Genomic DNA, 24735 nt, shown 5'->3' with positions numbered 1-24735 from the left:
AGGACACTTGTCCGGCACGCGCGCGTGCGTGGGTTTTGCCGTCCGGTGGCGCCCGCCCCCTTACCGGCCGGCGCTGTCCACGACGGCCGACCACTCGTCCAGCAGGGCCTGCGCCGAGGCGTCGTCCGGCCCCTCGGCCCACAGATGGGTGACGGCCTCGGCCGGGTCGGGCAGCACCATCACCCAGCGCCCGTCCGTCTCCACGACCCGCACACCGTCGGTCGTGTCGACAAAGCGATCCCCGGCGGCCTCGACGACCCGCCGCATGACCAGACCCTTGACGGCCCACGGCGTGGCCAGGTCCCGCTTGAGGACGTGCGCCCGCGGGATCCGCGCGTCGATCTGGCTCAGCGTGAGCTGCGTGCGCGCCACCAGCCCGATCAGCCGTACGAAGGCCGCCGTGCCGTCGTAGACGCTGCTGAACTCGGGGACGATGAACCCGCCCTTGCCGTCACCTCCGAAGATGGTGCCCTCCTCGCCGCCCACGCGCGTGAGGTCGTCGGGAGAGGTGGTCGTCCACTCGACCTGGGTGCCGTGGTAGGCGGCCACCTGCTCGGCGATCCGGGTCGTGGTCACCGGCAGCGCCACCCGGCCGCTGCGCCGCTCCGCAGCCACCAGGTCCAGCATGACCAGCAGGGCGCGGTCGTCCTCGATGATCCGGCCCTTTTCGTCCACGAGCGACAGCCGCTCGCCCACGGGGTCGAACCGGACACCGAACGCCGCCCCGGAGGACGCCACTATCTCGCCCAGCCGCACCAGCCCCTTGCGCCGTATCTCTTCCGTCTCCGTGGGCCGGGACTCGTCGAGACCGGGGTTGATGGTCAGGGAGTCCACGCCCAGCTTGCCGAGCAGGCTGGGCAGCACGAGACCGGAACTGCCGTTGGAGGCGTCGACTACGACCTTCAGGCCGGAGTCGGCGATCCCGGTCGTGTCGACATTCCGCAGCAGCGACCCGGTGTACGAGTCGAAGACGCTCGCCGGGAAGTACAGGTCGCCGATCTCGCCGGGGAACGCCCGCCGGTACTCCTGCCGCGCGAACACCCGGTCCAGCTTGCGCTGGCTGCCCTGCGACAGGTCGGCGCCGTTGCCGTCGAAGAACATGATGTCGACCGAGTCAGGCACACCCGGCGAGGTCCGGATCATGATGCCGCCGGCACTGCCGCGCGCGGTCTGCTGCCGGGCCACGGGCAGCGGTACGTTCTCCAGGTCGCGTACGTCGATGGCGCTGGCCTGCAGCGCGGAGATGACCGCCCGCTTGAGTGCACGGGCGCCCCGGGAGTGGTCGCGGGCCGTGGTGACCGTGGAGCCCTTCTTCAGGGTCGTCGCGTAGGCACCGGCCAGCCGCACGGCCAGTTCCGGCGTGATCTCCACGTTCAGGATGCCGGACACACCCCGGGCTCCGAACAGATGGGCCTGCCCTCTGGACTCCCAGATGACGGACGTGTTGACGAAGGCACCGGCCTCGATGGTCTTGAACGGATAGACGCGGACGTTGCCCTGAACGATCGATTCCTCACCGATCAGGCACTCGTCGCCGATCACCGCACCGTCCTCGATCCGCGCGGCACGCATGATGTCGGTGTTCTTGCCGACGACACAGCCGCGCAGATTGCTGTGCTGCCCGACGTACACGTTGTCATGCACAACGGCCTTGTGCAGAAAGGCACCGCTCTTGACGACGACATTCGAGCCGACGACCGTGTGCTCGCGGATCTCCGCGCCGGCCTCGACCTTCGCGTAGTCGCCGATGTACAGCGGACCGCGCAGTACGGCATCGGGATGCACCTCGGCGCCTTCCGCCACCCACACACCGGGAGAGATCTCGAAGCCGTCGATGTCGACGTTGACCTTGCCCTCGAGCACGTCGGCCTGGGCCTTCACATAGCTCTCGTGGGTGCCGACGTCCTCCCAGTAGCCCTCGGCGACAAAGCCGTAGATCGGCTTGCCGTCCTTCATCAGCTGCGGGAAGACGTCACCGGACCAGTCGACCGGGACGTCGGGTTCGACGTAGTTGAATACCTCGGGCTCCATGACATAGATGCCCGTGTTGACCGTGTCGGAGAAGACCTGCCCCCAGGTCGGCTTCTCCAGGAAACGCTCGACCTTGCCTTCCTCGTCGACGATGGTGATGCCGAACTCCAGCGGATTGGGCACCCTGGTCAGACAGACGGTGACCAGTGCGCCCTTCTCCTTGTGGAAATTGATCAGCTCGGTGAGGTCGAAGTCGGTCAGAGCATCACCGGAGATGACGAGGAAGGCGTCGTCCTTCAATGCCTCTTCGGCGTTCTTGACGCTTCCAGCGGTTCCGAGTGGCTTCTCCTCATTGGCATAGGTGAGCTCCATCCCGAGTTCCTCGCCGTCGCCGAAGTAGTTCTTGACGAGCGAGGCCAGGAACTGCACGGTGACAACGGTCTCGGTGAGCCCGTGCCTTTTGAGCAGCCGTAGCACGTGCTCCATGATCGGGCGGTTCGCCACGGGCAGGAGCGGCTTGGGCATGCTGGAGGTCATGGGGCGCAGGCGGGTGCCTTCGCCCCCGGCCATCACGACGGCCTTCATGTCGGAAGCGTCCTCCTCACAAGAGACGACGGTCTAGCCGACTTCACCCGTCCAGATTGTCCCGCACTTTTCCACTGCAGGCCATCGTGGCGTTACGTCCGGAGGACAATCGCCGAGCTCAATCGGCCGTGGTGTCCGCACGAACCAAACGGCGGACCTGTACCACGTAGAGCACTCCTGCCCACCAGTAGAGGGTTGTACCCCACCCGGCGAACGCCCATCCGAAAACTGCGGCGACTGACGCGATCCAACCGCTTCCATCGCTGAGAAGCAGCAACGGGAAGGCGTACATCAAGTTGAAGGTGGCGGCCTTGCCGAGGAAGTTCACCTGCGGCGGCGGATACCCGTGCCGGCGGAGGATGCCCACCATCACCAGGAGCATCAGCTCTCGCGCGAGCAGGAGGCCGGTCAGCCAGACCGGCAGAATCTCCCGCCAGGTGAGACCCACCAGCGTGGAAAGTACGTACAGCCGGTCGGCGGCGGGGTCGAGGAGCCGGCCGAGACTGCTGATCTGATTCCAGCGTCGGGCGAGCTTGCCGTCCAGATAGTCACTGACCCCGCTGAAAGCCAGCACGAGAAGAGCCCAGCCGTCGCTCTTGGGTCCCCCGAACTCGGGCCTGAGGATCAACCACAGGAAGACGGGGACGCCGACGAGCCGTGCCATGCTGAGGATGTTGGGGATGGTGAGGACCCGGTCCGTCTGGACACGGGTCTCCTGGACCTCCACCCGGGGGCCTCCTGTGCGAAACGAGCCAACGATGCCCCCTGACCCTACCTCAACGCAAAAAAGCTCCGGCCCCTGGGCAGTGCCCAAGAGCCGGAGCTTCAAAAGGAGTTCGGCGGCGTCCTACTCTCCCACAGGGTCCCCCCTGCAGTACCATCGGCGCTGTGAGGCTTAGCTTCCGGGTTCGGAATGTAACCGGGCGTTTCCCTCACGCTATGACCACCGAAACACTATGAAACTGTGAACGCCGCACCACCATTTCTGGCGGGGCTGTTCGTGGTTTCAGAACCAACACAGTGGACGCGAGCAACTGAGGACAAGCCCTCGGCCTATTAGTACCGGTCACCTCCACCAGTTACCTGGCTTCCAGATCCGGCCTATCAACCCAGTCGTCTACTGGGAGCCTTACCCCATCAAGTGGGTGGGAGTCCTCATCTCGAAGCAGGCTTCCCGCTTAGATGCTTTCAGCGGTTATCCCTCCCGAACGTAGCCAACCAGCCATGCCCTTGGCAGAACAACTGGCACACCAGAGGTTCGTCCGTCCCGGTCCTCTCGTACTAGGGACAGCCCTTCTCAAGACTCCTACGCGCACAGCGGATAGGGACCGAACTGTCTCACGACGTTCTAAACCCAGCTCGCGTACCGCTTTAATGGGCGAACAGCCCAACCCTTGGGACCGACTCCAGCCCCAGGATGCGACGAGCCGACATCGAGGTGCCAAACCATCCCGTCGATATGGACTCTTGGGGAAGATCAGCCTGTTATCCCCGGGGTACCTTTTATCCGTTGAGCGACGGCGCTTCCACAAGCCACCGCCGGATCACTAGTCCCGACTTTCGTCCCTGCTCGACCCGTCGGTCTCACAGTCAAGCTCCCTTGTGCACTTACACTCAACACCTGATTGCCAACCAGGCTGAGGGAACCTTTGGGCGCCTCCGTTACCCTTTAGGAGGCAACCGCCCCAGTTAAACTACCCATCAGACACTGTCCCTGATCCGGATCACGGACCCAGGTTAGACATCCAGCACGACCAGACTGGTATTTCAACGACGACTCCACCCACACTGGCGTGCGAGCTTCACAGTCTCCCAGCTATCCTACACAAGCCGAACCGAACACCAATATCAAACTGTAGTAAAGGTCCCGGGGTCTTTCCGTCCTGCTGCGCGAAACGAGCATCTTTACTCGTAGTGCAATTTCACCGGGCCTATGGTTGAGACAGTCGAGAAGTCGTTACGCCATTCGTGCAGGTCGGAACTTACCCGACAAGGAATTTCGCTACCTTAGGATGGTTATAGTTACCACCGCCGTTTACTGGCGCTTAAGTTCTCAGCTTCGCCCACCCGAAAGTGAGCTAACCGGTCCCCTTAACGTTCCAGCACCGGGCAGGCGTCAGTCCGTATACATCGCCTTACGGCTTCGCACGGACCTGTGTTTTTAGTAAACAGTCGCTTCTCGCTGGTCTCTGCGGCCACCCCCAGCTCAAGGCGCAAAGCCCATCACCAGGAATGGCCCCCCTTCTCCCGAAGTTACGGGGGCATTTTGCCGAGTTCCTTAACCATAGTTCACCCGAACGCCTCGGTATTCTCTACCTGACCACCTGAGTCGGTTTAGGGTACGGGCCGCCATGAAACTCGCTAGAGGCTTTTCTCGACAGCATAGGATCATCCACTTCACCACAATCGGCTCGGCATCAGGTCTCAGACTATGTGCAAGGCGGATTTGCCTACCCTGCGTCCTACACCCTTACCCCGGGACAACCACCGCCCGGGATGGACTACCTTCCTGCGTCACCCCATCACTCACCTACTACCAGATTGGTCCGGCGGCTCCACCACTTTCCATTCCCCGAAGGGTCCGGAACGGCTTCACGGCCTCAGCATCACTGGATTCGATGTTTGACGCTTCACAGCGGGTACCGGAATATCAACCGGTTATCCATCGACTACGCCTGTCGGCCTCGCCTTAGGTCCCGACTTACCCTGGGCAGATCAGCTTGACCCAGGAACCCTTAGTCAATCGGCGCACACGTTTCTCACGTGTGAATCGCTACTCATGCCTGCATTCTCACTCGTCAACCGTCCACGACTACCTTCCAGTGCCGCTTCACCCGGCAGACGACGCTCCCCTACCCATCCGTACACCCGTTGGGGCTTATATACGAATGACACGACTTCGGCGGTACGCTTGAGCCCCGCTACATTGTCGGCGCGGAATCACTAGACCAGTGAGCTATTACGCACTCTTTCAAGGGTGGCTGCTTCTAAGCCAACCTCCTGGTTGTCTGTGCGACTCCACATCCTTTCCCACTTAGCGTACGCTTAGGGGCCTTAGTCGATGCTCTGGGCTGTTTCCCTCTCGACCATGGAGCTTATCCCCCACAGTCTCACTGCCGCGCTCTCACTTACCGGCATTCGGAGTTTGGCTAAGGTCAGTAACCCGGTAGGGCCCATCGCCTATCCAGTGCTCTACCTCCGGCAAGAAACACACGACGCTGCACCTAAATGCATTTCGGGGAGAACCAGCTATCACGGAGTTTGATTGGCCTTTCACCCCTAACCACAGGTCATCCCCCAGGTTTTCAACCCTGGTGGGTTCGGTCCTCCACGAAGTCTTACCTCCGCTTCAACCTGCCCATGGCTAGATCACTCCGCTTCGGGTCTTGAGCGTGCTACTACAGCGCCCTATTCGGACTCGCTTTCGCTACGGCTTCCCCACCCGGGTTAACCTCGCAACACACCGCAAACTCGCAGGCTCATTCTTCAAAAGGCACGCAGTCACGAGAATGTGCAAGCACATTCCGACGCTCCCACGGCTTGTAGGCACACGGTTTCAGGTACTATTTCACTCCCCTCCCGGGGTACTTTTCACCATTCCCTCACGGTACTATCCGCTATCGGTCACCAGGGAATATTTAGGCTTAGCGGGTGGTCCCGCCAGATTCACACGGGATTTCTCGGGCCCGTGCTACTTGGGTGTCTCTCAAACGAGCCGCTGACGTTTCGACTACGGGGGTCTTACCCTCTACGCCGGACCTTTCGCATGTCCTTCGCCTACATCAACGGTTTCTGACTCGTCCCACGGCCGGCAGACCGCAGAAGAGAGATCCCACAACCCCCACGACGCAACCCCTGCCGGGTCTCACACGTCGTAGGTTTGGCCTCATCCGGTTTCGCTCGCCACTACTCCCGGAATCACGGTTGTTTTCTCTTCCTGAGGGTACTGAGATGTTTCACTTCCCCTCGTTCCCTCCACACTGCCTATGTGTTCAGCAGCGGGTGACAGCCCATGACGACTGCCGGGTTTCCCCATTCGGAAACCCCCGGATCAAAGCCTGGTTGACGACTCCCCGGGGACTATCGTGGCCTCCCACGTCCTTCATCGGTTCCTGGTGCCAAGGCATCCACCGTGCGCCCTTAAAAACTTGGCCACAGATGCTCGCGTCCACTGTGCAGTTCTCAAACAACGACCAGCCACCCATCACCCCGAACCAACAGGCTCGAGTTCACTGGGGCCGGCGACTGAGGAAAATTCGTTCCCTCAGACACCCAACAGCGTGCCCGGCCAGGCCCCGTCCGAAGATCATGCGTTCCACGCTCTTGCGAGCAGTACTAGCAGCCTCCGACCCGAGGTCCCGGCCGAATAATCAACGTTCCACCCATGAGCAACCAGCATCGGACGTGCGCCGATGTACTGGCCTCTGACCAGGCAAGCCCGGTAAGAAGTGCTCCTTAGAAAGGAGGTGATCCAGCCGCACCTTCCGGTACGGCTACCTTGTTACGACTTCGTCCCAATCGCTAGTCCCACCTTCGACAGCTCCCTCCCACAAGGGGTTGGGCCACCGGCTTCGGGTGTTACCAACTTTCGTGACGTGACGGGCGGTGTGTACAAGGCCCGGGAACGTATTCACCGCAGCAATGCTGATCTGCGATTACTAGCGACTCCGACTTCATGGGGTCGAGTTGCAGACCCCAATCCGAACTGAGACCGGCTTTTTGAGATTCGCTCCACCTCACGGTATCGCAGCTCTTTGTACCGGCCATTGTAGCACGTGTGCAGCCCAAGACATAAGGGGCATGATGACTTGACGTCGTCCCCACCTTCCTCCGAGTTGACCCCGGCGGTCTCCTGTGAGTCCCCATCACCCCGAAGGGCATGCTGGCAACACAGAACAAGGGTTGCGCTCGTTGCGGGACTTAACCCAACATCTCACGACACGAGCTGACGACAGCCATGCACCACCTGTACACCGACCACAAGGGGGGCACTATCTCTAATGCTTTCCGGTGTATGTCAAGCCTTGGTAAGGTTCTTCGCGTTGCGTCGAATTAAGCCACATGCTCCGCCGCTTGTGCGGGCCCCCGTCAATTCCTTTGAGTTTTAGCCTTGCGGCCGTACTCCCCAGGCGGGGAACTTAATGCGTTAGCTGCGGCACCGACGACGTGGAATGTCGCCAACACCTAGTTCCCACCGTTTACGGCGTGGACTACCAGGGTATCTAATCCTGTTCGCTCCCCACGCTTTCGCTCCTCAGCGTCAGTAATGGCCCAGAGATCCGCCTTCGCCACCGGTGTTCCTCCTGATATCTGCGCATTTCACCGCTACACCAGGAATTCCGATCTCCCCTACCACACTCTAGCTAGCCCGTATCGACTGCAGACCCGAGGTTAAGCCTCGGGCTTTCACAATCGACGTGACAAGCCGCCTACGAGCTCTTTACGCCCAATAATTCCGGACAACGCTTGCGCCCTACGTATTACCGCGGCTGCTGGCACGTAGTTAGCCGGCGCTTCTTCTGCAGGTACCGTCACTCTCGCTTCTTCCCTGCTGAAAGAGGTTTACAACCCGAAGGCCGTCATCCCTCACGCGGCGTCGCTGCATCAGGCTTTCGCCCATTGTGCAATATTCCCCACTGCTGCCTCCCGTAGGAGTCTGGGCCGTGTCTCAGTCCCAGTGTGGCCGGTCGCCCTCTCAGGCCGGCTACCCGTCGTCGCCTTGGTGAGCCATTACCTCACCAACAAGCTGATAGGCCGCGGGCTCATCCTTCACCGCCGGAGCTTTCCAAGTTCACAGATGCCTGCGAACCTCGTATCCGGTATTAGACCCCGTTTCCAGGGCTTGTCCCAGAGTGAAGGGCAGATTGCCCACGTGTTACTCACCCGTTCGCCACTAATCCACCCCGAAGGGCTTCATCGTTCGACTTGCATGTGTTAAGCACGCCGCCAGCGTTCGTCCTGAGCCAGGATCAAACTCTCCGTGAATGTTTTCCCGTAATCGGGATGAACACCACGAGAGCGGTGCGAGAGGAGGAATAATCCCCTCGCACACAGCGTCCTCGCTGTGTTTTTCAAAGGAACCTCGCCCCAGTCATGACGACCGGAGACGGGGTATCAACATATCTGGCGTTGATTTTTGGCACGCTGTTGAGTTCTCAAGGAACGGTCGCTTCCTTTGTACTCACCCTCTCGGGCTTTCCTCCGGGCTTCCCTTCGGTGTTTCAAACTCTACCAGGGTTTTCCCGTCTCTCTGACCACCCTCCTGCGAGCATGCAGAAGCGGATCCAGAGATAGGATCTGACGAGTTTGGGTTCTGCTGAGCGAGGGTGCTCTCGCATCCCTCAGCCCCAAGCAGGAGTACGACTGTACACGGAGTCTTGAACGCGGTGCAAATCCACAGGGCTGGTGGTCTAGACCACTAACTGGTAGCTTCTAAACGGAACCGCCACTTCATATGACATACCCTGCTGCTCAGTGCGCCGTCCGGGACAGGCAGTGACGGCCCTCTGAGCAGCTCCACTCCTTGGAGGCTTCCCATGACCACCGTGACGTCCCCTCTTGTTGGACGTGCCATCGGACTGGCCGCCGTGCCGGATCCGGTCTTCTCCGGGGCCATGGTCGGCCCGGGCACCGCGATCGACCCCGTGCGTGACCCCTCCGAGGCCGTGGCGCCCGTGGACGGTGTCATCGTCTCCCTGCACCCGCACGCCTTCGTCGTCGTGGACGAGAGCGGGCACGGCGTGCTCACCCACCTCGGCATCGACACGGTGCAGCTCAACGGCGAGGGTTTCGAGCTGCTCGTCAGCAAGGGCGACACCGTGACGCGCGGTCAGGCCATCGTGCGCTGGAACCCCGCCGCCGTCGAGGCCGCCGGCAAGTCCCCGGTGTGCCCCGTCGTCGCACTCGAAGCCACGGCCGAGTCCCTCTCCGACCTCCGTGACAGCGGAGACGTGAAGGCCGGCGACAGCCTCTTCGTCTGGAACTGAAGCCAGTGCCGTCCCGGACGGCGATCAGGACAACCATCGCGGCGGCGGGACCCGCCGCACTATCGGAGACGGGTGAGATGGAGACAACGCTGCGAGGCGTCGGCGTGAGCCACGGCGTGGCCATCGGCGAGGTTCGGCACATGGGTACGGCGGTGCTGGAGCCGCCGGCCAAGCAGATCCCGGCGGAGGAGGCGGAGCGGGAGCAGGGGCGCGCCCGCCAGGCAGTGGACGCCGTGGCCGCCGATCTGATGGCGCGCGGCAATCTGGCGGGGGGCGAGGCCCAGGCCGTGCTCGAGGCGCAGGCCATGATGGCCCAGGACCCCGAGCTGATGGCGGACGTGGACCGGCGGATCGCCGTCGGCAGCACGGCCGAGCGTGCGGTGTACGACGCGTTCGCGGCGTACCGCGAACTGCTGGCCGGTGCCGGCGAGTACCTGGCCGGCCGCGTGGCCGACCTCGATGACGTGCGGAATCGTATCGTCGCGCGGCTGCTGGGTGTGCCGATGCCGGGTGTCCCGGACAGTGACCAGCCTTATGTGCTCGTGGCGCGGGACCTTGCTCCCGCCGACACCGCGCTGCTGGATCCCTCGCTGGTGCTCGGTTTCGTGACCGAGGAGGGCGGGCCGACCAGTCACAGCGCGATTCTGGCACGGGCGCTGGGTGTGCCGGCGGTCGTGGCGCTGCCGGGTGCCGGTGAGCTGGCCGAGGGCACGGTGATCGCCGTCGACGGCAGCACCGGCGACATCTTCGTGAACCCGAGCGAGGAGAAGAAGGCGCAGCTGGAGGCCGCGGCGGCCGAGCGCAAGGCCGCGCTGGCCGCCTCGACCGGACCGGGTGTGACGGCGGACGGTCACAAGGTGCCGCTGCTGGCCAACGTGGGCGGTCCGGCGGACGTACCGGCGGCCGTGGCGGCCGGGGCCGAGGGTGTCGGTCTGTTCCGTACCGAGTTCCTGTTCCTGGACGACAGCAAGAACGCTCCTTCCGAGGCGAAGCAGGTGGAGGCCTACCGGCAGGTGCTGGAGGCGTTCCCCGAGGGCCGCGTGGTCGTGCGGGTGCTGGACGCGGGTGCGGACAAACCGCTGGACTTCCTGACTCCTTCCGACGAGCCGAACCCGGCGCTGGGTGTGCGGGGTCTGCGTACTCTGCTCGACCACCCGGAGATTCTGCGTACGCAGCTGACCGCGCTGGCGAAGGCCGCCGAGGGGCTGCCCGTCTACCTCGAGGTCATGGCGCCCATGGTGGCGGACCGTGCGGACGCGAAGGCGTTTGCGGACGCCTGCCGTGAGGCGGGGCTGCGGGCGAAGTTCGGCGCGATGGTGGAGATCCCGTCGGCCGCGCTGCGCGCGCGTTCGGTCCTGCAGGAGGTCGAGTTCCTGTCGCTGGGGACCAACGACCTCGCGCAGTACACGTTCGCCGCGGACCGGCAGGTGGGCGCGGTCTCCCGGCTTCAGGACCCGTGGCAGCCGGCTCTGCTGGACCTGGTCGCGCTGTCCGCGGAGGCGGCCAAGGCCGAGGGGAAGAGCTGTGGTGTGTGTGGCGAGGCCGCGTCCGATCCGCTGCTGGCCTGTGTGCTGACCGGTCTGGGTGTCACCTCCCTGTCGATGGGCGCGGCGTCCATTCCTTATGTCCGGGCGACGCTCGCGAAGTACACGCTGGCTCAGTGCGAGCGGGCCGCTGCGGCCGCGCGTGCCGCGGACAGCGCCGAGGAGGCGCGCGGCGCGGCTCAGGCGGTGCTGTCCGGCGAGTAGCCGTACCGCCGCGTGGCGTGTGCCGGGTTCAGGGGCGTCCCGCCTTCGGGTGGGCGCCCCTGGTGCGTTCGGTGTCGGGATGCCTGGTTCGTTCAGTGGCGGTGGCCGGGTGTTGTGTTCTCGTCTCCGAGGCCGGGGGGCTCGCAGTAGTCGACGCCGGTCTCCGGGGAGATGAGGTCGCCGGATTCGACGTCGGTGCAGTAGGCGTCGAACACTTCGGAGGCGGTGAGGGGTTCGAGGCCGCCGGAGCGCAGTCGCCAGCCGTAGACGCGGTCGGCCGTGTCCGGGGCGCTGGCGCGCAGGACGAGTCCGCCGGGGCTGCGGGTCGCGAGGCCGAGTGCGAGGACGCTGGTGAATTCCAGGGCCTCGGCGTCGTCGAGGCGGATGCCGCCCTTGCCGTCCTGGTCGCCGTGCAGGACGGAGAGGAGGGTGTCGGGTGGTCCGGAGACGCTGCACACCAGGTGCTGGTCGCCGGGTGGTGCGGTGTCGAGGATGCGGACCAGGAGGTCGGAGGCGCGGGTGAAGGCCGCCCTGCCGATGTCCACGCCGCAGGTGGGGCAGGAGCCCAGGCGGGAGAGCAGGGTGGTGGCGTACTCCCAGGTCGCCTGTCGTACGGCTTCGTCCACCAGGGCGGGTACGAGGGTGGCGAGGGGCCGGCCGTCGTAGGGGATGGTGGGGCCGGTGGCCGCGAGTTCCGCGGTGAAGCGGGTCCGGCTGGCCGGGGCTTCCGGGTCGAGGCCGGCTTGCGCGCAGTAGGCGGCGTAGTCCTCGGGGTCGAACAGGGCGAGTGTCGTGTGGGTGCCCTGGGCGGCGCGGACCTTGAGGACGGTCTCGACCTGCCGGAGGTAGGCCGTGTGGTCGTCGAAGGTGAAGCTGCGGTAGCGCCGCATGGTGCGGAAGTCGTGTTCGTCGGTGAGCAGACCGATGGTGCCGGCGATCTCTCGGCGCAGGACGCGTCGCATGGTCTGGTGGTCGGTGTGCGCCATGTTTCCCCCTGAGTGCGCAGTCGATCAATGCTCACTCACCGTAACCGGCGGCACTGACAATGGGCTCCGCCGGAGGCGGTCGCGGACCAGCCGGTGCTGAAGTGCGCAGGTCGCGGCGATGGTGGCACCGAAGACGGTCCAGCCGAGGGGGCCGGTGGCGATGGCGGCGGTGACGGCGAGCGGGCCGAGGCTGCGCTGGCCGGACTGGGCGAGGCCGTGGACGCCGAGGTAGGCGCCGTGTGCGGTGTCGGGGGCGAGGGCCAGGGAGAGTTCCCAGGACACGACGGCGTGCAGCATCTCGGCCAGGGTGAAGAGGGCGGCGGACGCGGTGAGCAGGCAGATCGCCTGGAGGGTGCCGCCGGTTGCGGACAGGGCCAGGGTGATGCCGCCGACGGCGGATGCGGCGGACAGCGGGACGAGTAGTTTCCGGGCTGCCGCGGTGGTGGTGCCGTAGCGGGCGAGTGGCATCTGGAGGGCGACCACCATCACGTTGTTCAGGACGAGCAGCAGGGGTGCGAGGCCGTGCGGTACGCCCTCGGTATGCGCGATCCACAGGGGCAGGCCGATCTGGAAGACGGAGTCGTCGAGGAAGAGGACCGTCTCGGTCGCGACGTAGGCGAGGTAGGTGCGGTCGCGCCAGGGGTTGGCCGGTCGGGCGTTGCCGGGTGTGGCACCCGAGGTGGCGGCGATGCGGCTGCCGCTCTGGGGTTCCGCGCAGGTGAGAGTGAGCAGCGCGATCGCCAGGAAGGAGAGGCCGTCGCCGGTGAGGAGCCAGCGGTAGGCGGTGGTGCCGAGGGTGAGGGCGGCCGCGGCGGCGAGGCCGCCCAGGGCCCAGCCGGCGTTGGACGCGGTGCGGTTGACGGCCTGGTAGCGGACGCGGTCGGGTCCGGCGACGCGGGCGGCGTAGAGCTTGGTGAGGACGCTTGCGGCGCGGTCGCCGAGGCTGCCGACGGCCGAGATCGCGAGGAGTGGGAGGTAGTGGTCGGTGGTGAGCAGGCCGAAGGACGCGAGCGCGCGCAGGAGTTGGAGGGCGACCAGGATCCGGGTGAGGGGGAAGCGGTCGGCGAGACGTCCGCCCAGGGGGGCGCCCGCGATGCCGATGGCGCCGGAGACGGCGGCGAGGGTGCCGACCTGGGCGACGGAGAGGCCGGAGACGTAGGTGAAGTACAGGACGGAGACGGATGCCCACAGGCCGCTGCCGATGCGGTCGATGAAGGTGACGAGCAGCATCCGGCGTCCGTCGGGGCCTCCTGGTATGCGTGTCGGCCGGATCGCGGCCTCGGGCTTGGCGTCCACTGTTCCCCCTCGGGCGGAGCTTGCCACCAGTTATGTATTGATACATAATTTCTAACGTGGCAACACAATATGAGATCAGCGGTACGACGGCCAAGGGAATTGCCGGATCCGTCGAACGGGGCGTGGCGGAGGGGGCGTTGGCCCCGGGGTTCGCGTTGCCGCCCGTGCGGCGGCTCGCGGACGACCTGGGGGTGAGTCCGGGCACGGTGGCCACGGCCTACAAGGAGTTGCGCCGGCGCGGCATCGTCGTCACGCGCGGGCGGGGCGGCACGGTGATCGCTGCGGCTCCCGCGGTCGCGGCGCGGCGGCCGCCCAGGGTGCCCGAAGGTCTGCGGGACCTGGCCGGCGGACACCCCGATTCGGCGTTGCTGCCCGCGCTGCTGCCGCCCTCACGCCTCTCGCCCGGCGCCCGCTCCCATCGCTCCACGCCCCGGCTGGCACGGCTCGAGGACGCGGTGCGCGACTGGCTGGGGGCGGACGGTGTCCCGGTGGAGCAGGTGACGTTCGCGCATGGGGCGCTGGATCTGATCGGCCGGGTGCTGTCGGTCGAGTTGCGTCCCGGGGACGGCGTGGCGATGGAGGATCCGGGCTATCACCATCTGCTGGATCTGGTCGCGGCGCTGGGCCTGCGTACCGTCCCGGTCGCCGTGGACGACGAGGGGATGCGGCCGGAGGCCCTGCGTGGGGCGCTCAGGGGCGGGGTACGGGCCGTGGTGCTCAGCCCGCGGGCGCAGAATCCGTACGGCGGGTGTTTCTCCGTCGCCCGTCGCGATGCGCTGGCCGAGGTGCTGCGTGACGCGCCCGAGGTGCTGGTGATGGAGAACGACCATGCCTCCGAGGTGGCCGGTGCCGCTCTGCACACGGTGACCGCTGCCGGGCCGGCCCGCTGGGTGCATGTGCGGACCGTGAGCAAGTTCCTGGGGACGGATCTGCGCTGGGCCGCCGCGGCCTGTGATCCGGTCACGCTCGCCCGGCACGACGGCCGGCTGCTGCTGACCTCGGGCTGGGTCAGCCACCTGTTGCAGGAGACCGTGCTGGGGCTGCTGACGGACGGCGGCACGCGCGCGTTGGTGGCACGCGCGCGTGAGACGTACGAGCTGCGGCGCACCGCGCTGGCCGGCGAACTGGCCGCACGGGGCGTCACGGCGCACGCCGCGAGCGGGATGAACCTGTGGGTGCCGGTGCGCGACGAGTCCGCGGTGGTGAACGGGCTGCGGTCCTACGGCTGGTGGGTCGCGGCCGGGGCGAGGTTCCGCCTGGCTTCCGGACCGGGGGTGCGGATCACCACCGCGGGGCTGGAGCCGGCCGACGCCGCCCGGCTGGCCTCGGACTTCGCCACCGTACTGGGCGAGTCCGAGGCCACCTACGGGGGGTGAGCCACCCGCGGCTCAGGCGCGCTTGCGGGCGAGCTCTTCGTAGAAGCCGAGCAGGGAGAGGTTGTCGATGGACCCGGGGTTGACGGCCTTCTCCAGCGGTGTGCCTTGCAGGAGGCGCTTGACGGGGACCTCGATGCGCTTGCCGGTGAGGGTGTGCGGGATGCCGGGTACCTCGATGACCTCGTCGGGCACGTGACGCGGCGAGAGCTGTTCGCGGATGGTCTGCTTGATCCGGTTCAGGAGCGCCTCGTCGAGGACCGCGCCCGGTGCGAGGTGTACGAACAGCGGCATCCAGTAGCCGCCGTCGGGCTGCTCGATGCCGATGACGAGGGATTCCTTGATCTCGGGCAGGCGCTCGACGACCTCGTAGATGTCGGCCGAACCCATCCGCACGCCCTGCCGGTTCAGGGTGGAGTCGGAGCGGCCGTGGATGATCACGGTGCCGCGTGAGGTGACGGTGATCCAGTCGCCGTGCCGCCAGACGCCGGGGTAGGTGTCGAAGTAGCTGTCGTGGTAGCGGCTGCCGTCGGGGTCGTTCCAGAAGCGGATCGGCATGGAGGGCATGGGGTTGGTGACGACCAGCTCGCCGACCTCGTCGACGACGGGTTCGCCGCTGGGGTCCCAGGCCTGCAGATCGGTGCCGAGACCGGGCGCCTGGAGTTCCCCGGTGTACACCGGGAGGGTCGGTACGCCGCCGGCGAAGCAGGAGCAGACGTCGGTGCCGCCGCTGACGGAGGCGATCCACAGGCCGGCCCCGCTCTCTGCGAACTCGTCATGCAGCCACCGGAAGCCGTCGGGCGGCAGGGGCGAGCCGGTGGTGGCGACGCACTTCACGGCGGACAGGTCGTGGTCGCGCGCGGGATGGACGCCGGCCTTGCGGCAGGCCATGACGTAGGCGGCGGAGGTGCCGTAGAGGGTGGCCCCGGTGCGCTCGGCGATCCGCCACTGGGCGCCGGTGTCCGGGTAGCCGGGGCTGCCGTCGTAGAGGACGATCGTGGTGCCCGTGAGCAGGCCGGAGACGAGGAAGTTCCACATCATCCAGCCGGTCGAGGTGTACCAGAAGAAACGATCCTCGGGGCCGAGGTCGCAGTGCAGGCCCAGCTGCTTGAGGTGCTCGACCAGGATGCCGCCCTGGGACTGGACGATGGCCTTGGGCAGGCCCGTGGTGCCGGAGGAGTACAGCACCCACAGCGGGTGGTCGAACGGGACCTGCTCGAAGACGGGCCCGGCGTCCCCGGCCGTCAGCGCCGACCACTCCAGGGCCCCCTCGGGTGCCTCGGTGCCGAGCAGCGGAATGTGGACGACGGCACGCACCGTCGGCAGCTCGCGGCGCAGCTCGGCGACGATCTCGCGACGGTCGTGCTCCTTGCCGCCGTACCGGTAGCCGTCGACGGTGAACAGGACGACGGGTTCGACCTGCTGGAAACGGTCGAGGACGCTGCGCGCGCCGAAGTCGGGGGCGCAGGATGTCCACACGGCGCCGACGGCGGCCGTGGCGAGCAGGGCGACGACGGCTTGCGGGATGTTGGGCAGGTAGCCGCTGACACGGTCGCCGGGGCGGACGCCGAGGGCGCGGAGTTCGGCGGCGAGGGAGCCGACCTGGCGGCGCAGTTCGGACCAGGTCACCGGGCGCGGTTCGTGGGTCTCGTCGACGTGGAGGAGAGCGGGCTCGTCCGGGCGGTCGGCCGCGGCGCGCAGGGCGTGCTCGGCGTAGTTGAGGGTGGCTCCGGGGAACCACTGGGCGCCGGGCATGGCGCGATCGCCGAGCACGCGCGCGTAGGGTGTCGAGAACCGGACGTCGAAGAACTCCGTGACGGCTTTCCAGAAGGTGTCCAGCTGGTCGACGGACCACTGGTGCAGGGCGGGGTAGCCGCCTTCGGCCGGGGCGCCATGGTGCTCGGCGGCCCATGCCTGGAACTGGGTGATGCGGGCCTGGGCGATCCGCTGCGGATCGGGCTGCCAGAGCGGCTGTGGGTTCGCGGTCGACATGGGGGCGGCTCCCGGGCTGTGCGCGTCGTGGGCGTCGGTCCGCGCACGGGCTGGGGTGTGCGCGTGACGCGGCTGACAGGGACGATGCCATGTGATCGACTTCTACACCAGGGCGCACCCCACATAGTCAGTGTCGTGAAGATGTGGTCCCGGCACGGGTGAACGGCAGTTGAACGGCACGCGCGCGTGGGGTGCGCGGTGGCAGGGTGAGCAGCATGGACGGTCGTGACCTGGTGCGTTCGGTGAGTGTGGTCGGTTCGGGGAGGGCGGCTCGGGGGTTGCGTACCGTACGCGCCGCGTGGCGCAGGCGGCGGATCGATGCCGCCGGGTTGCCCCGGCGGGGGGCCGAGCGGGCACGGGTCCCGGGCCAGGTCGTGGGCGTGGAGCCGGGGCCGGGCGGCGGGCTGATCCGGTTCGGCCGGTCCGAGCTGCGGATCACCGTCGCGGTGAACGGCGCCGTGTTCTGGGGTTGGGACGGGTCGGGCCCCCAGCCGTCGTACGCGCTCGCGAGGAGCTGTCCGGAACCGGATCCGCGGGTGGTGCTGGAACCGGACAAGGACGGCGGCTGGCGGGTGGTCGCCGAGCGGGTGACGGTCACCGTCTCGCGGCACGGCGCGGTGGAGGTGCGCACGCCCGGCGGGGTGAGTCTGCGGCGGGATCTGCCGCCGCGTTGGTGGGAGCCGGTCGGCGGGGGCACGGCGCGGTGGATGCAGCGCTCGGAGGTGCCGGCGGACGCCCGTTTCTTCGGCTTGGGCGGCCGGGCGTCCGGGCCCCGGCTGCGGGACGGCACGTACCGGCTGTGGAACACCGATCAGGGCCGGGCGTTCGGCCCCGGCGACGATCCGCTGTATCTGACGATGCCGGTGCAGCTCGTGGTGGCCGACGCGGGCACGCATCTGGTGTTCCACGACACCACCTGGGACGGCAGGGTGGTCCTGCGGGAGGGTGAGGAGGGCGCCGGGTCCGGGCACGACCGGGCGGGGCGCTGCGAGGTGCGGATGGAGGGCGGTCCGCTGCGCTGCTGGGTGATGGTGGGCACCCCCGCGCGCGTGCTGCACACCTGGGCCTCGCTGACCGGGGCGCCCGCGCTGCCGCCCGCGTGGGCGCTGGGCCACCACCACGCGCGGTGGGGCTTCGGCAGCGAGCAGGAGGTCCGCCGGATCGTCGCGGGCTACCAGGAGCGCGGTCTGCCGCTGGACGCGGTGCACCTGGACATCGACCACTACGACGACCACCAGGTGTTCACCGTCGACCAGGAGCGGTTTCCCAAGCTGCCGCAACTCGCCGAGGAGCTGCGCCGGGACGGGATCCGGCTGGTGTCGATCGTGGACCCGGCGGTGAAGGCCGCGCCGGGCAACGCCGTCTTCGACAGCGGTACGGCCGTGGACGCCTTCGTGCGGGACGCCTCCGGGCGCACGGTGCGCGGTGTGGTGTGGCCCGGCGAGTCCGTCTTTCCCGACTTCACGCACGCGCGCGTGCGCACGTGGTGGGGCGGGCTCTACCAGGAGCGGCTGGGGCAGGGCTTCGCGGGCTTCTGGCATGACATGAACGAGCCGACCTCGTTCAACGCCTTCGGGGAGCCCACCCTGCCGCGTTCGGCCCGGCACGCTCTGGAAGGGCGCGGGGGCGACCACCGGGAAGCGCACAACGTGTACGCGCTCTGCATGGCCCGGGCGGGTTACGAGGGGCTGCGCGAGCTCGCGCCCCGGGAGCGGCCTTTCCTGTTCTCCCGGTCGGGCTGGGCGGGCATGCACCGGTACGGGGGCACCTGGTCCGGGGATGTGGCGACGGGCTGGCCCGGGCTGCGGGCGTCGTTGTCGCTGGTGCTCGGGCTCGGGTTGTGCGGGGTGCCGTACTCGGGCCCGGACGTGGGCGGCTTCGACGGCAGTCCGTCACCGGAGCTGTATCTGAGGTGGTTCCAGCTCGGCGCCTATCTGCCGCTGTTCCGCACCCACGCGAGTCTGCGGGCGGGGCGCCGGGAGCCCTGGGAGTTCGGCCCCGAGGTGCTTCAGCACGCGCGCGTGGCGCTGCTCGAACGCAGGCGCCTGCTGCCGTACTTCATGACGCTGGCGCATCTGGCCCGGCGGACGGGTGCGCCTTATGTGCGGCCGCTGTGGTGGGGGGCGCCGGAGGACCGGGCGCTGCGCGACTGCGAGGACACGTTTCTGCTCGGGGACGGTCTGCTGGTGGCTCCGGTGCTCGACCCGGGTGCCGACCGGCGTGCGGTGCAGCTGCCGCGGGGCCGCTGGTACGACACGGTGACGGAGGAGGCGTACGAGGGGCCCGCCCAGGTGCTCGTGGACGCGCCGCTGTCGCGGATACCGGTGTTCGCACGCGCGGGTGCGGTGATCCCCGTGCGCGGCGCCGACGGCGGCCTGGAGCTGGAGGTGTGGGCACCCGCGCGTGGCCGGACCGGAGGCGGCCTGGTCGTGCTGGACGCGGGCGACGGATGGGACGAACCGGAGATCGAACGTTACGTCGCCCGCCGGCAGGGTCGTGCGGTGGTGGTCACCCGGGCCCGGGAGGACGGTTCCGCCGAGCCGCCCTACCCGGTGCGGGTACGGGGCCTGGGCTGAGCCGACCCGCCCGGTACGGGCGCAACGGCTCGGCCGCCCCGTCCGTCCCCGGGTGAAGGCTCGGTCGCTCCGGCTCCCCGGTGCAACGGCTCGGCCGAGTCGGTCCGCCCGGTTCAGGACCAACGGCATAATTCAGCCGAGCCCTCCGACAAGGGCGCGAGGGCTCGGCTGGGCCGCGGGCCTCAGACGTACCGACCCTCGAACCAGGCCCTCACGGCCACGGTGTGCAGCGGGAAGGCGAGTTCCTCGGGCCTGCGCAGCAGCCGCCATCCCTCGGTCTCGTCCGTGGGGCCGGCGGGCGGGAGTGCGTCCACCGGGCGCTCCGGGAGGAGTCCGAACAGCAGCAGGTGCCCGTCGGGCGAGCTCATGGCGTCCACGAGCCGCACGTCGCGCGGGGCGGCGTCGATGCCGGTCTCCTCCTTGAGCTCGCGGACGACGGCGTGCTTCCAGTCCTCCCGGTCGTCGATGTAGCCACCGGGCAGTGCCGTGCCGCCACGCGCGGGGGCGACGGTGCGGGTGATGACGACCAGGGCCGTGCCCTTGGTGTCGTACACGGGCTGGAGCGCGATCGCGACCGGCAGCGGGTTGCGGTAGGCGACGGTCCCGCAGGACGGGCAGGTGCGCGGCCAGCCGGAAACGCCCTCTCCATAAGGCGCTCCGCAACTCGAACAGTGCGAGTCCGGTGCGGAGTTGGCAGTTGAGTGCTGAGTTTCGGACACGCGCGGACTGTATCCGATCAGAAGAAGGGCGTCTTCCGCAGGCGGCTCAGGCTCCGTTGACGAGCGACTTCCGGGACACGGGGAAGTCGAAATAGGTGTCCGGATACGGCTCCGGCTTGTACGTGTAGTGCCACCATTCCTCGGCGAGGTTCACGAAACCGAGGGCCTCCAGGGTGTTCTTGAGCAGCAGGCGGTTGGCGCGCTGTTCGCCCTGGAGGCGCGGGTCGAGCGTGTGCGCAAGGGTGTCGAAGCAGTCGAATCCGGTGCCCATGTCGACGGAGTTGTCCGGGAATCGTTCGTTCTTGGGCGCGTAGCACGGCACAAGCGGCTGTCCCGGGTGGTACGGCCGGGTCGGCCGCGCGGGGAGCTTCACGATGGTGAGGTCCATGGTCGAGCCGCGGCTGTGGCCGGATTTCTCGGCGATGTACCCGTCCGCGAACAGCCGGGTTTTGTCGACGTTCGGGTAGAACTCGCCCTTCATCGCCTGGTCGTCGAGGTCTTTGGCCCAGCGGACGAAGTGGTTCACGGCGCGCTGGGGCCGGTAGCAGTCGTAGACCTTGAGGGTGTACCCCTTGCGCAGCAGTTGGAGCTGCGCCTTGTGGAGGGCTTCGGCGGCGGGGCGGGTGAGGATGCAGAGCGGCTGCTCATAGCCGTCGATGCGCTCGCCGACGAAGTTGTGCGGGGTGAAGTAACGGATCTCCTGGATGATCGTCGGATCCACGGTTCTCAGGGCCACGAAATCCTTCGGCGCCTTGGGCTCCGACCTCGCCTGGGCGGTGGCGGAGGCGGTGGTCACGGCCAGCAGGGCGGCGAGGGCGGTGACGAGACCGCGGACTGCGCGGGTGAGTCGTGTCATGTCTCCGCCCTGCCCATTTCCGGACCCCCGTGACACACTTCTGACGCTGCGTCAGATACGGATGGCAGGGAGGGGCTTTGTCTCGGACACGCACACCCGTGGTCACCGGCTGGTTCACCGGCGAGGGGGACGGCTTCCGGTTACTGGGCACCCGTTGTCCGTCCTGCGCCACGGTGTTCTTCCCGCGCGAGGACGTCCACTGCCGCAACCCGCACTGCTCCGGAGGCTCACTGGAGGAGGTGCCCCTGTCGCGAACAGGGCGAATCTGGTCGTACACGGACAGCAGATACCGTCCGCCGTCACCCTATGTGAGCAACCCGGAACTTCCGTGGGAGCCCTACGCGTTGATCGCGGTGGAGCTGGTGGCCGAGCGGATCGTGGTGCTGGGACAGGCGGCTCCCGGGGTCACCGTCGCCGATCTGACGGTGGGCATGGAGGTGGAGGTCGTCCCCGGAGTGCTCCACGAGGACGCGGCGACGACCTGGACGACCTGGCACTGGCGGCCGACGGGGGTGAGGGCATGACGAGGGACGTGGCGGTGCTCGGCGCGGGCATGCACCCATGGGGCAAGTGGGGGCGCTCCTTCGTGGAGTACGGGACGGCGGCGGCCCGCGCGGCACTCGCGGACGCCGGAGTCGACTGGCGGGAGGTCGGCTCGGTCGTCGGCGCGGACACGGTGCGTGGCGGATATCCGGGGTATGTGGCGGGAGCGACGTTCGCCAAGGCCCTGGGCTGGCAGGGGGCCAGAGCCGCCAGCGTGTACGCGGCGTGCGCGTCCGGGGCGCAGGCGATCGCCGCGGCACGGGCTCAGATCCTCGCCGGGCTCGCGGACGTCGTCCTCGTGGTGGGGGCCGACGCGGCACCCAAGGGGTTCTTCCGGCCCGCGGGCGGGGAGCGCCCCGACGATCCGGACTGGCTGCGCTTCCGAGTGCTGGGCGCGACGAATCCGGCGTACTTCGGCCTCTACGCGCGCCGGCGGATGGCGGTGCACGGGGACACACCGGAGGACTTCGCCCTGGTCAAGGTGAAGAACGCCGCCATGGGCGCGCTCAACCCGTACGCCCGCTACCGCAAGCGGGTCACCGCCGAGGAGGTCACCGCGTCCGCGGTGGTCGCCGATCCGCTGCGGCTGCTCGACATCTGCGCCACCTCCGACGGCGGGGCGGCCCTGGTGCTCTCCAGCGTGGACTTCGCGCACCGGCACGGTGTGGCCCGGCCGGTGCGGATCCGGGCGGTGTCGACGGTGACCCCGCGCTTCCCGAACACCGTGCTGGACCTGCCGGACATCGCCACGGACTCCGCCGTGGCGGTGGAGCCCGCGGATGCGACCTTCCGGGCCTCCATCGCCCGGGCCGCCTACGAGGAGGCCGGCCTCGGCCCCGAGGACCTGTCCCTGGCGGAGGTCTACGACCTGTCCACCGCACTGGAGTTGCAGTGGTACGAGGACCTGGGGCTGTGCGGCGAGGGCGAGGGGGCGAAGCTCCTGCGGGCGGGGGTGACGGCTCCGGGCGGCCGGATACCCGTCAACACCAGTGGCGGGCTGGCCTCCTTCGGGGAGGCGGTACCGGCCCAGGCCATCGCCCAGGTCTGCGAACTGACCTGGCAGTTGAGAGGCGCGGCGGGCGACCGGCAGATCGCCGGGGCGCGCGTGGGGATGTCCGCGAACCAGGGGCTGTTCGGACACGGATCGGCGGTGATCGCGGTGAGATGACGAAGGCGGATGGAGAACGTCCTGTGACACGTGTGATCACCGAGGTCGCCCACGCTGTGTGATCGGCCCGGAATCCTGTGTGAACGTCTCATGAACTGCGCCTGGGCGCACGCGGGCGGCGAACATCATGCTCCCGTGCACTCCTGGACGGACACTCTCCGATTCGCCTTCCAGCCGGTGGTCAATCTGAGGACGGGCGCGGTCGCCGCCCTGGAGACGCTCGCCCGCCCGGAGACCGGTGACATCCTGGCCGAGGCCCGCCGGGACCCCGAACTCGACAGCGGGCTCACGGTGTTGGCGCTGCGCTGCGCGACGCGCAAGGAGACCCTGCTGCCGCTGCACCTCAACGTGTTCGCGGCCACCCTCGCCGACCTCGGCGGCCTCACCCCGCTGTACGACGCCGTGCGCGCGGCGGGGCGCATGCCCTGGGAGATCACACTGGATGTGGTCCCGCCCTACACGCATGTGCCGCAACGGGCCCTGCTGGAGGCGGTGGCCGCGCTGCGTGAGCAGGGGTTCCGGATCAGCGCGGACGGCATCGGGGACGGTGACGTACCGCTGCGGCTGCTCACCGACCTCTCCCCCGACCTGGTCAAGCTCGACGCCTCGCTGCTGTCCCGGCCGGCCGCGGTGCGGGCGATGCGAACCCTGTGCGAGGAGCTGGGTGCCCTGGTCGCCGTGGAAGGCGTCGAGACGGAACTGCAGTGTGCGGCCGCGCTGTCGGCCGGCGCGCAGCTGGCCCAGGGTGAGCTGTTCGCGCCGCCGGCCCGGATCCCCGCCGTGGACGTATACCTTCCGCCCCGCTCCACCGGCGTCGCCGTCGCCGTGCCCCGGTCCGGCCCCTCGGTGCGGGAGTTCGTGCGCCCGGCCGCCGTGCTGCCGGTGACCGCCTCGGCGGGGCAGGTGCGGGCGCTGCTGACCGGGTCGCCGGACGTCTCGGGTGTGCTGCTGGTGGACCAGGCCGGCAGGCCCGTGCGGTCGGTGCACCGCTCACGGTTCCTGCTGTCCATGTCCGCCCGCTACGGGCACGCCCTGTACGCCGACCGGCCGGCCTTCAAGCTGGGTGACCCGCCCCGCACGGTCGGGGTCGACGGCACCGCCTGGGAGGTGCTGGACGTCGTCGCGGTCGGCGGCCGGGACCGGACCTCCGACGATGTCGCGGTGGTCGACCGGCGCGGGCGGTGCGTGGGCGTCATACGGCTCGCGGACCTGGTGCGGGCGCTGGCCGAGAGCCGGGTCGAAGAGGCGGCCGGGCTCAATCCGCTGACCCGGCTGCCCGGTTCGGACAGCATCACGAGCGAGGTGGACCGGTGGATCGCGGACGGCCGGACGTTCGCGCTGAGCTGGCTGGACATCGATCACTTCAAGCAGGTCAACGACGGTGCCGGGTTCGCCGCCGGAGACGAGCTGATCCGGTCGGTGGGGCGGGCGCTGCAGCAGGCGGTCTCGGGGCACGCGCGCGTGGGGCACATCGGCGGGGACGACTTCCTGGTGCTGGCCGAGGAGGGGGCGGTCGATCCACTGGTCGCCGCGGTACTCGACGCGCGCTGGTCGGCGGGCGGCCGGCCGGTCACGCTCTCTGTCGCGACTGTCGTGTGCGCGCCGGGAAGCGTGGGCGACCATCGCCAGGCCGCCGCCCAGCTCGCACCGCTGAAGAAGGCGGCCAAGGCGCTGCGCGGCACGAGCTGGGTGCTGGGGCGGGCCGGGCTGCCGGGGCACGAGGTGCGGCGCGGCGCGGGGCGGCACCGGCGCAGGCCGGGTACGCGGCCGCCGAGCCGGGGTGGTGAACGTCGTTGCCGAATATGTGTGTTGATGCCCGGCAAGGGTGGCCGGGCGCCGGGCGAGTCGCGGTCATCGTCGCCGTCGGCAACCTTGACGCCCCCGTGGCACCGGTGAACACTTCCCGGTGTCAGTCGACATCGCCGTACATTCTCGG

General features: G+C 68.1%; 14 protein-coding genes and 3 rRNA genes. 7 read left to right on the top strand and 10 right to left on the bottom strand.

Features of this window, described 5'->3' with window-relative positions; translation table 11 throughout:
- Nucleotides 1-60: 60 nt before the first annotated feature.
- From BFF78_RS34715 to BFF78_RS34695, 5 genes are all read right to left on the bottom strand, one after another.
- Nucleotides 61-2556: a mannose-1-phosphate guanyltransferase gene (locus BFF78_RS34715; protein ID WP_069782067.1), complete on the bottom strand. Its 2496-nt coding sequence runs from the start codon at nucleotides 2554-2556 to the stop codon at nucleotides 61-63.
- Between the two features lie 118 nt (nucleotides 2557-2674).
- Complete coding sequence (locus BFF78_RS34710) at nucleotides 2675-3283, bottom strand: CDP-alcohol phosphatidyltransferase family protein (RefSeq protein WP_069782066.1); 609 nt, start codon at nucleotides 3281-3283, stop codon at nucleotides 2675-2677.
- Nucleotides 3284-3390: 107 nt separating this feature from the next.
- Nucleotides 3391-3507 (bottom strand): 5S ribosomal RNA (gene rrf, locus BFF78_RS34705).
- A gap of 85 nt (nucleotides 3508-3592) precedes the next feature.
- Nucleotides 3593-6710: ribosomal RNA gene (locus tag BFF78_RS34700) — 23S ribosomal RNA — on the bottom strand.
- A gap of 305 nt (nucleotides 6711-7015) precedes the next feature.
- A 16S ribosomal RNA gene (locus tag BFF78_RS34695) occupies nucleotides 7016-8541 on the bottom strand.
- The 16S, 23S and 5S rRNA genes sit together here, the layout of an rRNA operon.
- 551 nt (nucleotides 8542-9092) lie before the next feature.
- Between BFF78_RS34695 and BFF78_RS34685 the strand changes: the two genes are divergently transcribed.
- Nucleotides 9093-9542, top strand: a complete 450-nt coding sequence (locus BFF78_RS34685; RefSeq protein ID WP_069782064.1) for a PTS sugar transporter subunit IIA — start codon at nucleotides 9093-9095, stop codon at nucleotides 9540-9542.
- A 77-nt stretch (nucleotides 9543-9619) separates the two neighbouring features.
- Entirely contained in the window at nucleotides 9620-11290 is a 1671-nt protein-coding gene (gene ptsP / locus BFF78_RS34680; protein WP_069782063.1) for a phosphoenolpyruvate--protein phosphotransferase, read from the top strand.
- Nucleotides 11291-11382: 92 nt separating this feature from the next.
- Here ptsP and BFF78_RS34675 read toward each other — a convergent pair whose 3' ends face one another.
- Nucleotides 11383-12276, bottom strand: a complete 894-nt coding sequence (locus tag BFF78_RS34675; RefSeq protein ID WP_069782062.1) for a hypothetical protein — start codon at nucleotides 12274-12276, stop codon at nucleotides 11383-11385.
- Nucleotides 12277-12300: 24 nt separating this feature from the next.
- Nucleotides 12301-13572 carry an MFS transporter gene (locus tag BFF78_RS34670; protein WP_272482001.1) on the bottom strand — a complete coding sequence of 424 codons (1272 nt, stop codon included), beginning with the start codon at nucleotides 13570-13572 and terminating at the stop codon, nucleotides 12301-12303.
- A gap of 56 nt (nucleotides 13573-13628) precedes the next feature.
- On the opposite strand from BFF78_RS34670, the gene BFF78_RS34665 reads away from it, so the two are divergent.
- Complete coding sequence (locus tag BFF78_RS34665) at nucleotides 13629-14948, top strand: aminotransferase class I/II-fold pyridoxal phosphate-dependent enzyme (protein WP_069782060.1); 1320 nt, start codon at nucleotides 13629-13631, stop codon at nucleotides 14946-14948.
- 12 nt (nucleotides 14949-14960) lie between these two features.
- Here the strand turns inward: BFF78_RS34665 and BFF78_RS34660 are convergent, their stop codons facing one another.
- The gene (locus BFF78_RS34660) at nucleotides 14961-16937 is read right to left on the bottom strand and encodes an acetoacetate--CoA ligase (protein ID WP_069782059.1); all 1977 of its coding nucleotides are present in this window, start codon (nucleotides 16935-16937) and stop codon (nucleotides 14961-14963) included.
- Nucleotides 16938-17152: 215 nt separating this feature from the next.
- On the opposite strand from BFF78_RS34660, the gene BFF78_RS34655 reads away from it, so the two are divergent.
- The gene (locus tag BFF78_RS34655) at nucleotides 17153-19513 is read left to right on the top strand and encodes a glycoside hydrolase family 31 protein (protein ID WP_079161592.1); all 2361 of its coding nucleotides are present in this window, start codon (nucleotides 17153-17155) and stop codon (nucleotides 19511-19513) included.
- 182 nt (nucleotides 19514-19695) lie between these two features.
- On the opposite strand, the gene BFF78_RS34650 is transcribed toward BFF78_RS34655, so the two are convergent.
- Entirely contained in the window at nucleotides 19696-20232 is a 537-nt protein-coding gene (locus tag BFF78_RS34650; RefSeq protein ID WP_069782058.1) for an NUDIX domain-containing protein, read from the bottom strand.
- Between the two features lie 46 nt (nucleotides 20233-20278).
- On the bottom strand, nucleotides 20279-21088 hold the full coding sequence (locus BFF78_RS34645; RefSeq protein WP_069782057.1) for a M15 family metallopeptidase: 810 nt from the start codon (nucleotides 21086-21088) through the stop codon (nucleotides 20279-20281).
- A gap of 98 nt (nucleotides 21089-21186) precedes the next feature.
- Here BFF78_RS34645 and BFF78_RS34640 point away from each other — a divergent pair, with 98 nt between their 5' ends.
- From BFF78_RS34640 to BFF78_RS34630, 3 genes are all read left to right on the top strand, one after another.
- Nucleotides 21187-21612, top strand: a complete 426-nt coding sequence (locus BFF78_RS34640) for a Zn-ribbon domain-containing OB-fold protein (RefSeq protein WP_069782056.1) — start codon at nucleotides 21187-21189, stop codon at nucleotides 21610-21612.
- A complete protein-coding gene (locus BFF78_RS34635) occupies nucleotides 21609-22799 on the top strand; it encodes a lipid-transfer protein (protein ID WP_069782055.1) in 1191 nt (396 codons plus the stop codon). The genes BFF78_RS34640 and BFF78_RS34635 overlap by 4 nt, the downstream gene beginning before the upstream one ends.
- A gap of 135 nt (nucleotides 22800-22934) precedes the next feature.
- Nucleotides 22935-24695 carry a GGDEF domain-containing protein gene (locus BFF78_RS34630; RefSeq protein WP_099055123.1) on the top strand — a complete coding sequence of 587 codons (1761 nt, stop codon included), beginning with the start codon at nucleotides 22935-22937 and terminating at the stop codon, nucleotides 24693-24695.
- Nucleotides 24696-24735 lie beyond the last annotated feature (40 nt).

The organism is Streptomyces fodineus, from assembly GCF_001735805.1.
In the GTDB taxonomy this organism is placed as follows: domain Bacteria; phylum Actinomycetota; class Actinomycetes; order Streptomycetales; family Streptomycetaceae; genus Streptomyces; species Streptomyces fodineus.
The sequence above is the reverse complement of the archived record's forward strand: the minus strand, read 5'-3'. Positions and strand labels throughout refer to the sequence as shown.